This window comes from Kitasatospora sp. NPDC024654, from assembly GCF_055559155.1.
Map to the genome: position 1 here is coordinate 1 of NZ_JBVHLF010000045.1, position 13,893 is coordinate 13,893.

The window sequence follows — 13,893 nt, forward strand, 5'->3', positions numbered from 1 at the left end:
AAGAACGTCCGCCCCGACTACGTCACCCGCCTGTGGGACGTCGTCAACTGGCAGGACGTCGCCACCCGCTTCGCGGCAGCCAAGAACGCCTGACCGACCGCCCGGTGCGGCGCCCGAGGCAGGGCGCCGCACCGGGCGGCCGTGCACGGCACCGCGCCGGGTGCTGTCGGTGATGTCGCACGGGGGCGCCGGCCGGCTCCAGGACCAGTGGTCGGAGGAACTGACGGACGGCAGCCTCCATGGCGGTTGCTCCTCGGTCGCCCGAGGGGATCCGCCCCTCGGGCGACCCGGCTCTGACGGACGGGGCCACGGCCAAGCCTTGTGGGCATGTCGATGGCTCGGCGTCAGGGGCCTGGCTGTCGGATCTCGTGGGTCAAGGGTGGGCGCACGGGGCGCGGGCTCGGTGTCAGTCGTCGATCGCCTGGTACAGCGCGGTCCAGAAGTCGTGGATGAGCTGTGCCGGGGCGGGGAGGGACAACCCGACCTGGGTGAGCAGGATGCCGACGAGCCCGTTGTGCGGGTCGGCGTAGGCGGTGGTGCCGGTGCCGCCGTCCCAGCCGAACTGGCCGATGGGGGCGTAGTCGCCGCGGTAGGTGCGTACCGCCATGCCGTAGCCCCAGCCGCCTTGCTGTCCCTGGCCGAAGGAGATGTGGACGTTGTTGCGGGCCAGGTCGCTGCGGGCGGCCTGTTGCTCGGGGGTGAGGCAGTTGGTGGTCATCAGCTCCACGGCCGGCCGGGACAGGATGCGTGCGCCGTCGTGCCTGCCGTGGTTCAGCAGCATCCGGAAGTAGGCGTGGTAGTCGTCGACGGTGGAGACGAGACCGCCGCCGCCTGACTGGAACGCCGGAGGCGCGCTGTACTGCCCGCCCACCGCCTCGTCCCACACGGTGAACTCCCCCGTCCGCGGGTTCGGTGTGTAGCAGGGCGGCAGCCGGTCGATCTTGCCCGCGGGCACGTGGAAACCGGTGTCCTTCATGCCCAGTGGACCGAACACCCGTTCGCGCAGGAGCGACTCGAACGACTGCCCGGCGACCCGGGCGGCGAGCACACCGAGCACGTCGTTGCTGATCTGGTACTGCCAACGCTCTCCGGGCTGGTGCGTCAGCGGGAGCGTGCCCAGGCGACGCATCCACTCGTCGGGCGCGGCCGGCGCTGTCGCGCTCTGGCTGAATATGCCCCGCTCGAAGACCGCGTCCATGATGGGGGCGCCCAGCATCGTCAGATCCATGCCGAGCCCGAAGGTGGAGGTCAGCAGGTCCCGTACGGTGATCGGCCGCCGAGCCGGCACGGTGTCGTCGAGCGGGCCGTCTATCCGCTTGAGTACCCGGCGGTCGGCGAGTTCGGGCAGCCACGGCTCCACCGGGTCGTCGAGCCGCAGCCTGCACTGGTCGAGCAGGACCATCGCCGCCGCCATCGTGACCGGCTTGGACGTCGAGGCCATCCGGAAGATCGTGTCCCGGCGCATCGGCGCGCCACCGTCATGGCGCATCGTCCCGAGCGCTTCGACGTGCGTCTGACCGCCCCGGCTGACCAGGGCGACGAGTCCGGGGATCCTTCCCGACTCCACATGCCGTGCCAGCACGTCATGGAGTCTGCGCAGCCCTGTGTCGGAGAAGCCGCTGGGCTGGCCGGTGAGGTTGAGGGACATGACCGTGTGCTCCTTGTGGGATGGGTGACGCGGTGAGGTGAGGTGAGGCTGTCGCCGTGCGGGTCCCCGGCGGTGGCTCGCGCATCCAGGGCGGTGGCCGTGCCGCGTTCGCCGTGCGGGACGCCTCCCCGGCGCGGCGTCGATGGCATTCGCGAGTTCGCGTTCGCCCCGATCGCCGGGTTGGTGTTGAGGGGTGCTCCTTCGGACGGGGCGGGTCAGAGGCTGCGGGCGGTGATGTCGCCGCGGGAGGTGGTGGCGCGGATGTCGAGATCGGCGGTGCCGTCGTTCTTGGGGGCGTTGCTGATGCGGCCGTAGGTGGTGCCGGCGTCCAGGGAGGCGGAGACTCCGCGGGCGGCGCCGATGGTGATGTCGCCTGACTGGGTGCTGAGCACGACCGTGCCGCCCATGGCCTCGGCGATACGGATGTCGCCCCTTGCGGTGCTGATCTCCGCGGCCCCGCCCAGCCGGCCGACCTCGACGTCGCCCTCGACCGCGGTGAGACGGACGCTCGCGGCCTCGTCCAGCTTGATCTGGCGGTACGCGCCTTCGAACGCGACGTCGCCGAGGCGGCCGACGGTCCGGAGTTCGGCGCTGGCCGCCCTGGCCTCGACGCGGGAACCGGCGGGCAGCTGGACCGTCACCTCGATGCATCCGGAGGTGCCGAGGTACTGGTTCTTCGCCGAGTTCTCGATGCGCAGGACTCCGTCGGCGTACGCGACCGTGGTCTGCTCCGCCGCCTTCACGTCGCGGCCCTTCGAAGCGTTCGCGGGCAGGACCTCGACCGTGGTGTCGGCCCGGTCCGCGGCGATGAACTGGACGCGTCCCGCGGGGATGTCCAGGACGGCGGAGATCGGGGCGGGGGTGTCGAACTTCTGCATCGTGCTTCTCCTCGTGCTTGCGGATCGTTGTTTCCGAATACTGGAAACGCTACGTTGCTTTCCAAAGAAACGCAACGAGATCCTTGCGTATGATGGGCATCTATGCAGGTAGAGGCGGAATAATCGTTGCAACACCTTCCCGCTTAATGCAACGATGGCACGGTCGATCGTTGCAATAAGTTGAAGATGAATGCTATGGTGGAGGCGTCGAGCCGAGTGGCGCCATGGAGCATCCGTGGGGCAGGAAAGGGGTCGTGATGCCGGGAGGCAGGCTCACCCAGCAGGAGCGCCAGCAGATCGCGGTGGGGCTGGCCGACGGCCTGGCCTACGCCGAGATCGCCCGCCGTCTGGAGCGTCCGACCTCCACGGTCACGCGTGAGGTGATGCGGAACGGCGGCCCCACCGGCTACCGCGCCGACCTGGCCCACCGCGCCGCCCAACAGCGCACCCACCGGCGCACGCAGGCCACGGCCCAGGGGTCGCAGGTGCTCCCGCAGCCCTACGGACGCGACGCCGAAGCCGTGGGCGAGTACCAGGAGACCCTCACCACCGTCTTCATGACCTCGGGTCTGCCCAAGATGATGGCCCGGGTGCTGGGCTGCCTCTACACCACCGACACCGGCAGCCTCACCGCCTCCGAACTCGCCGAGCGCCTCCGGGTCAGCCCGGCATCCATCTCCAAAGCGATCACGTTCCTCGAGGGCCTGGACCTCGTCCGTCGGGAACGCGACGAACGCCGCCGCGAGCGCTACGTCGTCGACGACGACCTCTGGTACCAGGCGATGCTCCGCAGCGCCCGCGCCAACGACCAGTTCATCGAGACCGCACGGCAGGGCATCGGCATCCTCGGCCGCGGCACTCCGGCCGCCACCCGCCTCGAGAACGCCGCCCGCTTCCTCGACTTCGTCAGCGAAGGGCTCATCCGCGCCGCGGAGCAGGGGCGCGAAGTCCTCCACGCCAGAACCGAGACGACTCCCGACAGCACCGCCACGCCGCGTTCACATCGCGAACAGACCGCTCGGTGAGCCTGACCTCGCGAAGGTGGGCTTGCTCGACCGGGTCGTGCGTGGCCTCGCCCGGCGCCGGGGCCGGTGCGCCACCGCCGGGCGAGGGCGTGGCTGCCGCCGGGCGGAGTGCGTGATCGTTGGTCCAGTGCCGTGCGAGCCGACCACCTCGACGCCATGGGCGGGCTCGCCAGTGGCGGGATTCGCCGGCCCCTGCAACGTCGTCGCCGACTCACGGCGTTAGCCAGGCATGGATCACTCACCGACGACCGCTCAGGCGCCGCCAGAGCCGCTTGACTTCATGGAGTTCGCCACGGCCTGTGGCGGGCAGCTGCACAGGACGGCGTACCTGCTCACCGGCGGTGACCGACACCTCGCCGAGGACCTGGTGCAGGAGGCGCTGAGCCGGATGTTCGTCCGTTGGCGGCGGATCTCCCGGCTGGATAACCCGGCCGGCTACGCGCAGGCCGTGCTGGTCAACACCTTCCTGTCGCTGCGCCGCCGGCGCAGCAGCGGCGAGCGGGTGACCTTCGAGTTCCCCGAGATAGCCGTCACCGACACCGACCCCGCGCTGCGCGTGACCCTGCTGCGCGCGCTGCAGGAGGTCTCCCCGCAGGACCGCGCGGTCCTGGTGCTGCGGTTCTGGGAGGACCGCAGCGTCGAGGAGACCGCGACCGCGCTGCGCCTGAGCGCCACCGCCGTCCGTTCACGCAGTCACCGGGCGCTGAACCGGATGCGCGCCCTGCTCGGCGACAGTCTCACCGAGCGCGTGGCGGCCGAACCGCGCTGAGCGCGCGCCGCCGCCCCGTCACCTCTCGTCTCTTCCCACCGGATTCGAAAGCAGGCTTCTGCTATGTCCTTCGAGGACGACTTCAGTCATGCCCTGCGGGAGGCCGCCGAGGCCGTACCCCCCGCCCCACTGGACCTACTGGTGGCCGGTGCCGTCCGGCGCGGCCGGCGCCGCAGGCAACGGCGTGCGATGGTCGGCGCCGCCGGGACCGTGGCCGCGCTGGCCTGCGTGGGCGCGCTGACCCTTCAGCTGCGCTCGGGGGCCGCACCGGCCGCCGCCGAGGTCGGTGCGGCCCCGCACCCGGCGCCCGTCACATCGGTCCCGGCCAGCCCGCCGGGCACGGCCGGTGCCACCCCTTCGGCGCCGGTCAGCGCTGCCCGGTTGTTGGCTCTGTTCAAGTCGAAGCTGCCCGCCGACCTGCGGCTCAGCAGCCCCTTCACGCTGGACCAGACCTCGGGCCCGGTGGCCGCCTACACCGCCACGGACGGTAACGGCACCGGCGGCGTCGAGATCACCATCAGCCACGCGGCACCGCGAGCGATCCCGACGGCGAGTTCGGACTACTGCGGCAAGCCCGCCATCCCGGGCTGCGTCGCCACCGTGCAGCCCGACGGTGGCGAGTTGACGGTCCAACTGCCACCCCGGGCGGCCGGCGGGCAACAGTTGTGGAGTGCCACCCTGAACCGGCCCGACGGAACCACGGTGATGGTCAGCGCGGGCAACATCCCGGGCCCGGACTCCGGCAGGGCGACCCCCTACCCCAACGGGCCGCTGCTCAGCGGGACGCAGCTGTCCGACCTCGCCCTCGATCCGCTCTGGCAGCAGGTGGCCGCGGGCCTGTGACCGGCGCGCGGAACCGGTCTGGTCGGCACGCGCGTCCGATCACGTGCCGCCCGCGCGTCGGTATGGACCCCGAAGCGGTCCGCGCACCTCCACCACCGGCAGGTGCGGCACGCGCGGCCGCGGGTCCCAGCCGCGGCGGAGTTCCCGCCGAGGGGTGCGACAGCAAGGAACGGGGCGGCCTTGGCCGCCGATCCGAGGATGAGATGACGGGGTGCCGTTCGGCGCGCCCGGTCACATGGAAACGGGAGGTACGAGTGGCGGGCGAAACCCCGGGCGGGGTGGGGCGGGAGTTGTTGGGGGAGGCCACCGGGAGGACAGCCGACCCGCGGGGTGCGGTGTGCCGCGAGGCGGTGCCGGGAGCCGGGACTGCGGCCACCGTCGCGGACGCCGAGCCGTCACGGGTCGATCCCACGCCGGACGGCGCTCCCGGACCGGCGGCGGCCGGGGCCGCCGAGGTCGGCCCGGAGCCCGGCAGCTCCGCGGCGGACGGTGACGGCCCGTCCGTCGAGGACGGCGCCCCCGGCGCGCCGCTCGACGAGCCGGACGACACCTCCCGGGGGCGTGACCAGGAGGACGGCGAGCCCGGTGCCACTCGGCCGGGTGACGCCACCGAGCCCGCGACCGCGCCGGACCGGGCCACGACCGTCCGCGTGGCGGGGGCCGCGGAACCGACCGGGCGGGCCGCGGTGGACCTGCCCGACGAACCGGACGTATCCGGCGGTTCTGACACCGCCGAGGCGCCGGACGCAGCCGCCGGTGAGTCCGACGCCGCCGATGGCGCCCCGCCCGCCGAACCCGCGGTGAAGGCCGAGGGCAACGACGCGCCGGCCCCGGCCCGGGCCGGGAGCCCGGCGAAGGCCGAGCTGCCCGCGGAGGCCTCCGCCGCCGGCCGGCCGGCCACGTCCGACACGGCCGTGCGAGCCCTGGAGCCCGCCGAGCGGGAGCGGACCAGGGAACAGCCGGTTCCGTCGGACGAGCCGATGAGGGCTCTCGCCGCGCTGACGAACACGCCCGCACCGCCGCCGACACTCTGGCGCACCGTCCTGCGCCGGGTGAGGATCTGGACTCCGCTGCTCGTGCTGCTGACGGTGGTCTGCTGCGCCGTGCAGGTGCTGCGCCCGTTGCCCACCCCCGTGCTGGCCCTGACCGGCGCGTCGTCGTACACGTTCGCCGGCGCCCCGCCGGCCCTCGCGTGGCCGAGCGAGGGCGAGGCGGCCGTGGAGGTCGAGGGCCTGGGCAGTCTGGGAACCCATGGTGAGCAGAGGCCGGTGCCGACGGCCAGCATGGCCAAGGTGATGACCGCCTACGTGGTGCTCCACGATCACCCGCTCACGGGGGACGGGAGCGGCCCGGGGATCGGCGTCGACGCGCAGGCGGAGCAGGAGTCCCACGCCCCGGACGAGTCGACGGCCCCGGTCACCGAGGGCCAGCGGTTCACCGAGCGTCAGATGCTGGAACTGCTCCTGATCCCCTCGGGCAACAACATCGCACGACTGCTCGGCCGGTGGGACGCCGGGACCGATGACGCGTTCGTGGCGAAGATGAACGCCGCCGCCCGCCAACTGGGCATGGACGCCACGACGTACACCGACCCCAGCGGCCTGGACGCCGGCACCGTCAGCACCGCACCGGACCAGCTGAAGCTCGCGAGGGCCGCGATGGAGGACGCCACGTTCCGTTCGGTGGTCGCGATGCCCGACACGACGATCGACGGCATCCCGGACCGGATCTTCAACAACAACAACGACCTGGTCAACCCGGGCGTCATCGGGATCAAGACGGGGTCGAGCTCGGCGGCGGGCGGCAACCTGATGTGGGCCGCCCGGCAGACCGTCGGTGGCAAGGAGCAGCTGATCCTGGGCGTCGTGATGGGTCAGCAGAGCGGCACCACGCTCGACAACAGCCTCAACAAGGCGCTGGCGGTCAGCCAGCAGCTGATGACGCAGGTGCAGAAGGCCCTGACCTCGACCACCGTCATCAGGAAGGGCGAGGTCATGGGCTATGTCGAGGACGGGCTCGGAGGAAGGTCCCCGGTGGTCGCGGCCGCGGACCTGACCGTGGTCGGCTGGCCCGGGACGACGGCGCCGCTGGTGCTCTCCACGGGCGCCACGGGTGTCCCGCACAGCGCGAAGTCGGGCACCACGGTGGGGACGCTCGGTCTCGGATCCTGGCCCGGCAGTCCGCGCATCCCGGTCGCCCTGGAGAACGACATGGGCGCACCGGGCGTCAGCGACAAGCTGCTCCGGTTCGGGTAAGGGCGTCTCCCGCCACCGGGCCGGCGGACGGGCGGCCGTGACCGACGGCCGGTCGCCGGCCCGGGTCGCTTGGGAACCGGCGGCCGAGCCCGTCGCGCCCTGGCCCGGGTCCGGCTACGCCCGGCACCCGAACCGACCCCCGCGCGGCGTCCGCGGGTGTCCATGCCCACTGCCCCGCGATCGAGACGGGCGGAGCACGCGGTGGTGTGGTGCCTGCCCGTGCGATTGTCGTCCTGGCAGGATGGCGGCATGGAGCGTGTGCTTGGAGTCGGTGGGTACTTCATGCGGGCCGCCGACCCGGAGGCCCTGAACGCCTGGTACCGCGACTGCCTGGGTCTGGACGCCGATGAGCACGGCTTGTGGCGTCAGGCAGCCGGGCCGACGGTGTTCGCGACTTTCGAGTCCGGGACCGACTCGAGTCCGGGACCGACTACTTCGGATCCCGCTCCCAGCAGACCATGCTCAACTTCCGGGTCCGCGACCTGGATGCGATGCTCGCGCAGCTTCGTGCCGAGGGAGCGGACGTGTCCGAGGAAATCCAGGACATGGAGGGTGTCGGTCGATTCGGTTGGGTCACCGATCCCGAGGGGAACCGGATCGAGCTGTGGCAGCCCGCCTGACCGTATCCTCACGCAGGCGGTGACCTGCGGGTGGACCACTGTGTCGTCGGGGTGTGAACCTTGGTCAGGCCCGCGCGGCCATGCCCCCATGACGCTTCCTGTGGTCTGTCGAAGGAGCGCCTGGGTGAGGTCGCCGCGGAGCGCGCCGCGCGCCGGGAGGCGCGGTGTGAGTCCGGGCGTCGCGACCGGTGGGGCGGCCGTCGTCGCCGGGGGACCGGGGCCGGGCCGAAGTACGAAATGACCTTCGCCGACCGGCTGCGGCCCGGCACGTTCACAGGCTCCCCGGACGGAGGGACTCCGCACAGCCGAGCTCGATGTCCGTTCACCGCCGGTACTTCTCGCGCCCGACCGGTGGGATGGGCCCATGACTTCACAAGCAACTCTGAACGGCAGGACGGCTCTGGTCACCGGCGGCAGCCGTGGCATCGGTGCGGCGACGGCACTGCGACTGGCCCGGGAAGGAGCGGACGTGGCCGTCAACCTACGTGCGCGGCGAGGAGGCGGCGCAGGACGTCGTACGGGCCGCTACGGCGCTGGGGCGCCGGGCCGTGGCCCTGCGCGCGGACTGCGCGGACGCGCAGGAGGCGGCGGACGCGGTGCGCCGTGCGGCGGAGGCGCTCGGGGGCCTGGACGTCCTGGTGAACAACGCGGCCGTCGGGCTGATCGCGCCCTTGGAGAGCGTGTCCCTGGCCGACGTCGACCGAGTCCTCGCCGTGAACGTGCGCGGGGTGTTCGTGACCGCCCAAGCGGCCGCCGCACGCATGGGGCGTGGCGGCCGGATCATCACCGTCGGCAGTTGCGTGACCCAGCGCGTGCCCGGCCCCGGCGCCACCCTGTACACGATGAGCAAGTCGGCCCTGGTCGGTCTGACGCGCGCCCTCGCCCGGGAGCTGGGCCCGCGTGGGATCACGGCGAACATCGTCCACCCGGGCCCGATCGACACCGACATGAATCCCGCGGACGGCCCCGCCGCGTCCGGCCAGGTGGCGTTGACCGCTCTGGGCCGCTTCGGGACGGCCGAGGAGGTGGCTTCCGTGGTGGCGTACCTGGCAGGCGGGGATACGGCGTACGTGACGGGCGCGGAGTTCGCAGTGGATGGCGGGCACGCTTCCTGAATCCGCGCGGGGCACACCGGTGCGTGCCCCGCGCGCCGACGGCGACCTCGACCTGCCGGGCGAACTCGCGCGCCAGGCCGAGACCCATGAGTGGCGTCACGGATGCTCCCGACCCGAACCGAGTGCGGAACCGCTCGTCGGGGGCGGCTGTGAACACCGATGCCTCCAGAGACGATGAGGTTGTCGCCGGTGATGTAGCTGGCGGCTTTAAGCAGTTCCGGCTGATCCCGTAGTACCGGCAGGTCAGCGAGACGTGCCCGGTGACTTCCTCGGCGTGTCGCAGGACCGCGAGGCGGCGCTGGGCCTGGCGGTCCTGCTGCTGTTGCAGCGAAGGGGGGATGGCAGGACTCCGTCGTAGTTGGAGCTCCATGTGTCACCAATGTCCGGCGGCTCCATACCCAGATGAACGAGTCCGACCCACCGGCCGTGTCCCCGCAGCCGCCACGGCGGCGCCGGTTGTGGAGGCACGCGTGTCAGGGTCCGCGGACGGCGTAGGAGGTGACGTTGGTGGAGTTGGTGCTCTGGTTGTCGGCGAGGATTTGCCAGGTGTTGCCGACGGGTCGGCTGGTGACCTCGGTGGGTGGGACGGCGCCGCCGCTCTGCTGGTATCCGCCGCCGGTGATCGCGTGGCCGGTCGGGCAGCTGGCCGTGGCCACGACCGGGACCCTGGCTGTGGCCATCCCGAAGGGGCGGGTTCCGACGGGGATGGTGGCGGTGACGGTGTTGGTCGCCGCGTTGATCACCGACACGTTGTTCGTGGTGAAGTTGGCGACGTACACGAAGGTCCCCGACGTCGCAGCGTTGGCCGGGACGGCCGCCGCCACCGGCAGTGCCACGGCCCCCAGCACAATCAGCCCCGCCGTCAGGGCGCTTACCGGCAACGGCCTCGGTGTGGACGGAGTGGTAGCCGAGCATCCCGGCGACAATCGAGGGCGGGGCTTGAAGGACGAGCTGTTGCAGGGTCGCGGTCCAGCCGTGGAGAGGGGGGATGCCCACGACGGCGAGCCGCCTGCCGAGGCCCGCGGGGTCCATCGGCTGCCCGGCTCGGCGCCCGGGGAAGGCCAGTCACTGGCCGGAGCGGTGCCGTGCGGCCGGTTCGGCCGTGCGGTGTGGATGTAGTTGAGGAGCATGCCGGCGAAGGGCTCGGGGACTGAGGTGGGTGGATCACCGAGCCGGAGTGCGACCTGATCAGCTTCGTGCTGTACGTCGTGGATGGTGAGCCGGACCAGTCGCCGGACGGGCTGGGCATAGAGCAGGATCAGAGCGGCGGCGACCTGCTCCACGGGCGGTAGCTCGTCGCTGATCACGACCTTGCGGATCAGGGCGATGCGCCGGTGCTGGCTGATCGGGGCCGGGTTCTCGGTGCGGACCGTGGGCACTTTCAGGCGGGGCATCGCGTGGGTGGTCCATGGACCAGCGCAGGAACGGTTGGACGCGACGGCGCCTGATGGCGTTCTCGGCATACCAGGCGTCCAGATCGGCCTGGGTGCGGTCGTCGACGGTCCGGCCGCGTTCGGCGCGCCAGGTCAAGAACGCTGCCGCTCCGGTGAGTTGGGCTCGGGCCGAGGCGGCCGCGCCTGCGCCGTTCGCCACTCGGAGCGGGACACGGTGGCCCGCGCCGCAGGTTGTGCCCAAAAGCCCTCCCGCCCGTCACGACAGCCGTGCCGGCGGACGTCCCGGCCGATGTGGTCCTGTCGACGCCGGCTGCAACGGGCGTGCGCCAAAGTGGAGTTGGATCACGCCAAAGAGCCGCTCGGCGGGTAGCCGCTGACGACAAACCGGCACCTCGGCTGCCAGTGCACCTGCCGCGCGGACCGTCATCTGGAAGGGATCCACCCATGCTGATGATCAACCGTGTCCTTGGTACAACGCTCGCTGCCGGCGCGCTCCTCCTGGCCGGACTCACCCCGGCGTCCGCGCAGGCGGTCACTCCCCCCAGCAGGCCGCTCCCGGGTCCACGCAGGACTTCTACGCCACCGGTTGGGCCTTCTGCTCCCAGGCCGTCGCGCTCAACAACGTGACGACCGCCGTGTACAGCGGGGCGAACGCCGCAGGCCACCCGTCGAGTGAGTGCACCACGATCGGCCAGTGGCTCTGGCCGACCGTCGCGGCGGGGGAGCCCGTGCGTTGGAACTCCGAAGTCGAGATTCAGTGCACCGCCCCGGCGGCCGCCATCGCTACCGCCCACCTCCGCCAGGAAGGCCGGGAGCCGGCTGCGCGCAGCCGGCCACCCCGTGCGCGCAGACACCCCGAGCCCGGCACCCCGCCCGCGGCGCGGGCGTCAACCCCGTCCACATTCCACGTCGCGGTCCACGACCTTGACCACCCCGGACCGAGATCCGGACGTTCGACCGCCCGGGAGGGGTCCGGTACGGAGCCGGAAGATCATCCAGCGATCAGCTGTGCGACCGGACCGGCCAGCGGGACCGGCCCCGTAGCAGCGCTCTCACCGTGTGCGCCGTCCACGGCACTCAGGACACAGCACGTCGTGGACGGGCGGGCCGATCACCCGAATGCCGCTTCTGCCAGTCGTCCTGGAGCAGGCCAGGCCCGCGGCGTGGATCCCGGCCCGCGGGAGTTCCGTGCGCTGGGGCGGGTGCGGGCCCCAGCGCCGGTGCGGTTACTCGTGCAGGAACGTTTCGGTGAAGCTGGTGCCGCTGGAGCCGAGTGCGCTGGTGCGGGCCTCGTAGGTGCCGTTCGAGCTGGGGTCGAGCGCGACCGGGTTGAAGGACCCGAGGGACGTGCCGTTGACGGTGGCCGAGCTGAACTTCAGGGTGCCGAAGTTGGGGTAGGACCCGGTCGGCGACTCGATGATGACTTCGCCGCTGGCCCGTTGCGCGGAGAGGGACTTGGTGGTGCTGTAGGTCCAGCCTCGCGAGGAGTCGGTCAGTTTCAGGGTGTACTTGCTGCTCCCGGCGTAGGTCACCGAGGCGCTGACGGCGTCGCCGGCTGATACCGGGTACGAGCCGAGGCTCAGGTAGACCGGGTTCGCCGGGTACATCTCGTACCAGGCCTGGTCCACGGGGCTGCCGCTGGAGCAGTCGGTCGCCACCCCGGTCTGCTCCACGGTGGACGTGCCGTACCCGTCGATGCCGACCCAGGGGGCGTAGAGGTCGTTGGTGGAGTCGCAGGTCGCGTTCGCCTCGGTCCAGGTCGCCGAGACCGAGGTGAAGCCGCTGCCCGTGGCGGCGTAGCCGCCCCAGTTGTAGCCGTTGGTGTTGTAGTGCAGGGGGCGGAACGACAGTCCCTGTGCGGCCGCCGCGGTGGTCGGCGCGGCGGGGGCGGCGAGGGTGGTTGCTGCTGCCGCGAGGGTGGCGACGCGTATCAGGAATCCGCGCATGCTGGCTCCTATGTGGGGGACGATCAGGAAGCTCATACGCCAGCCCAAGCCGTGGGGGTGGCTGTGCGGGGTGGCAGTACAGGATCGCCGACTGTCATGAGACGGTCAATGGCCTTGACGGCATAGGACGTTGACGAAATTTCCGCGACAGCTGGAAGACTTGGTGGTGCTTCTCGAATCCGCGCTGACCGCTTGACTCCGGCGCTGGTCGCGGTTCCGTTCGTGATCTCCGTAGACGTGCGGAGGCGTCAGGTGAGCGGTCACCCACGGGCACCACTCGGCCAGGCGCGCCCCCAACTCAAGGCGGTCCGTCAGGCCATCGAGTACGTCGACGACACCCTCGAGGGCCAGCTCGGCCTGGAACAGCGGGTCGCGACGCTCCCGGGTCCAGGCCCGTGATCGGGACGACTGTCCGGGCAGGGCTCGCGGCGGCGGGCACCCCGGGAACGATCCGGCGAGCACACCGGGACACCATGGTTCCGGGGATCCGGCCGAAGTGGTGAAGTTCGAGGCCGGATGGGGCCCGCCGCCCGGTCCGGACGGCGGGCCGAGGTGCGTCAGCGCTCCGAGCGGCGCAGCAGGTAGGTGTCCATCAGCCAGCCCTTGCGGTCGCGGGCCGCCTTGCGCGCCTCGAGGACGCGCGGCGCGGTCTCGGCGAGCGGACCGGAGAGCAACACCTCGTCGGGCGTGCCGAGATAGGCGCCGTAGTGGATGTCGAGTCCGGCGGGGTCGATCTCGGCGAAGGCGGCCTGCCCGTCCAGCATGACCACCACGTCGTCCACGCCCTCCGGGAAGCCCTCGGCGAGCCGTCGGCCGGTGGTGACCTGGAACGGGCGGCCGACCCGGGTGAGGGTGGTGCGGTGCCGGGCGGCCAGGACCGAGATGCTGCTGATCCCCGGGATCACCTCGTACTCGAAGAGGTCCGGGGCGTCCCTGCGGGCCAGGACCTCCTCCACCACCGCGATCACGCTGTCGTACAGGCTCGGGTCGCCCCACACCAGGAACGCGCCCGTCTGGTCGGGACCCAGGTGTTCGGCGATCAGCCGGTCGACCAGGTCGGCGCGACGGTGGCGCCAGTCGTCCACCGCGGCCGCGTAGGCCGGCGCGCTGCGGTCCCGTTCGGCGTCCGGGGTCTCGACCACCTGGTGGCCGGGCCGGGCGTGTTCGTCGAGCAGTTGCCGGCGCAGCCGGATGAGGTCCTGGCGCTGCTCGTTCTTGTCGAGGACGAAGAAGACGTCGGTGCGGGCGATGGCCTTGACCGCCTGCAGGGTCAGGTGGTCGGGGTCGCCCGCACCGATGCCGATGATGAGGATGTGCTGCATGACCTGGATTCTGCCTGGTCCCACCCGCCGGGGCTCGGCCGGCCCGTGGTCCGTGGCCGGGCGGGCCGGCGGTCCGGT

Annotated in this window: 11 protein-coding genes and 2 pseudogenes; 8 read left to right on the forward strand and 5 right to left on the reverse strand. The window is 71.8% G+C overall.

Going from position 1 to position 13,893, the window contains the following annotated elements; translation table 11 throughout:
* Positions 1 to 93, forward strand: a 93-nt coding sequence (locus ACZ38L_RS24400) for a Fe-Mn family superoxide dismutase (protein WP_465697164.1), incomplete at its 5' end; no start/stop codon positions are given.
* 313 nt (positions 94 to 406) lie between these two features.
* Here the strand turns inward: ACZ38L_RS24400 and ACZ38L_RS24405 are convergent.
* Positions 407 to 1,648, reverse strand: coding sequence for a serine hydrolase domain-containing protein (locus ACZ38L_RS24405; RefSeq protein WP_465697058.1), 1,242 nt, complete (start codon positions 1,646 to 1,648; stop codon positions 407 to 409).
* 215 nt (positions 1,649 to 1,863) lie between these two features.
* Complete coding sequence (locus ACZ38L_RS24410) at positions 1,864 to 2,526, reverse strand: DUF4097 family beta strand repeat-containing protein (RefSeq protein ID WP_465697060.1); 663 nt, start codon at positions 2,524 to 2,526, stop codon at positions 1,864 to 1,866.
* A gap of 257 nt (positions 2,527 to 2,783) precedes the next feature.
* Between ACZ38L_RS24410 and ACZ38L_RS24415 the strand changes: the two genes are divergently transcribed.
* From ACZ38L_RS24415 to ACZ38L_RS24440, 6 genes and pseudogenes are all read left to right on the forward strand, one after another.
* Positions 2,784 to 3,551, forward strand: a complete 768-nt coding sequence (locus ACZ38L_RS24415) for a GbsR/MarR family transcriptional regulator (protein ID WP_465697062.1) — start codon at positions 2,784 to 2,786, stop codon at positions 3,549 to 3,551.
* A 280-nt stretch (positions 3,552 to 3,831) separates the two neighbouring features.
* Positions 3,832 to 4,320, forward strand: coding sequence for a SigE family RNA polymerase sigma factor (locus tag ACZ38L_RS24420; protein WP_465697064.1), 489 nt, complete (start codon positions 3,832 to 3,834; stop codon positions 4,318 to 4,320).
* A gap of 63 nt (positions 4,321 to 4,383) precedes the next feature.
* The gene (locus tag ACZ38L_RS24425; protein ID WP_465697066.1) at positions 4,384 to 5,163 is read left to right on the forward strand and encodes a hypothetical protein; all 780 of its coding nucleotides are present in this window, start codon (positions 4,384 to 4,386) and stop codon (positions 5,161 to 5,163) included.
* A gap of 254 nt (positions 5,164 to 5,417) precedes the next feature.
* On the forward strand, positions 5,418 to 7,418 hold the full coding sequence (locus ACZ38L_RS24430; protein ID WP_465697068.1) for a D-alanyl-D-alanine carboxypeptidase family protein: 2,001 nt from the start codon (positions 5,418 to 5,420) through the stop codon (positions 7,416 to 7,418).
* Positions 7,419 to 7,667: 249 nt separating this feature from the next.
* Positions 7,668 to 8,038 (forward strand): annotated as a pseudogene (locus ACZ38L_RS24435) (VOC family protein).
* Between the two features lie 364 nt (positions 8,039 to 8,402).
* Positions 8,403 to 9,153, forward strand: a pseudogene (locus ACZ38L_RS24440) (SDR family oxidoreductase).
* Positions 9,154 to 9,626: 473 nt separating this feature from the next.
* Here the strand turns inward: ACZ38L_RS24440 and ACZ38L_RS24445 are convergent.
* Together ACZ38L_RS24445 and ACZ38L_RS24450 are read right to left on the reverse strand one after the other, a co-directional pair.
* Positions 9,627 to 10,547: a hypothetical protein gene (locus tag ACZ38L_RS24445; RefSeq protein WP_465697070.1), complete on the reverse strand. Its 921-nt coding sequence runs from the start codon at positions 10,545 to 10,547 to the stop codon at positions 9,627 to 9,629.
* A gap of 1,226 nt (positions 10,548 to 11,773) precedes the next feature.
* On the reverse strand, positions 11,774 to 12,493 hold the full coding sequence (locus tag ACZ38L_RS24450) for a G1 family glutamic endopeptidase (protein ID WP_465697072.1): 720 nt from the start codon (positions 12,491 to 12,493) through the stop codon (positions 11,774 to 11,776).
* A 252-nt stretch (positions 12,494 to 12,745) separates the two neighbouring features.
* On the opposite strand from ACZ38L_RS24450, the gene ACZ38L_RS24455 reads away from it, so the two are divergent.
* Positions 12,746 to 12,892: a hypothetical protein gene (locus ACZ38L_RS24455; RefSeq protein ID WP_465697074.1), complete on the forward strand. Its 147-nt coding sequence runs from the start codon at positions 12,746 to 12,748 to the stop codon at positions 12,890 to 12,892.
* Positions 12,893 to 13,050: 158 nt separating this feature from the next.
* Here ACZ38L_RS24455 and cobF read toward each other — a convergent pair whose 3' ends face one another.
* Entirely contained in the window at positions 13,051 to 13,815 is a 765-nt protein-coding gene (cobF, locus tag ACZ38L_RS24460; protein ID WP_465697076.1) for a precorrin-6A synthase (deacetylating), read from the reverse strand.
* Positions 13,816 to 13,893 lie beyond the last annotated feature (78 nt).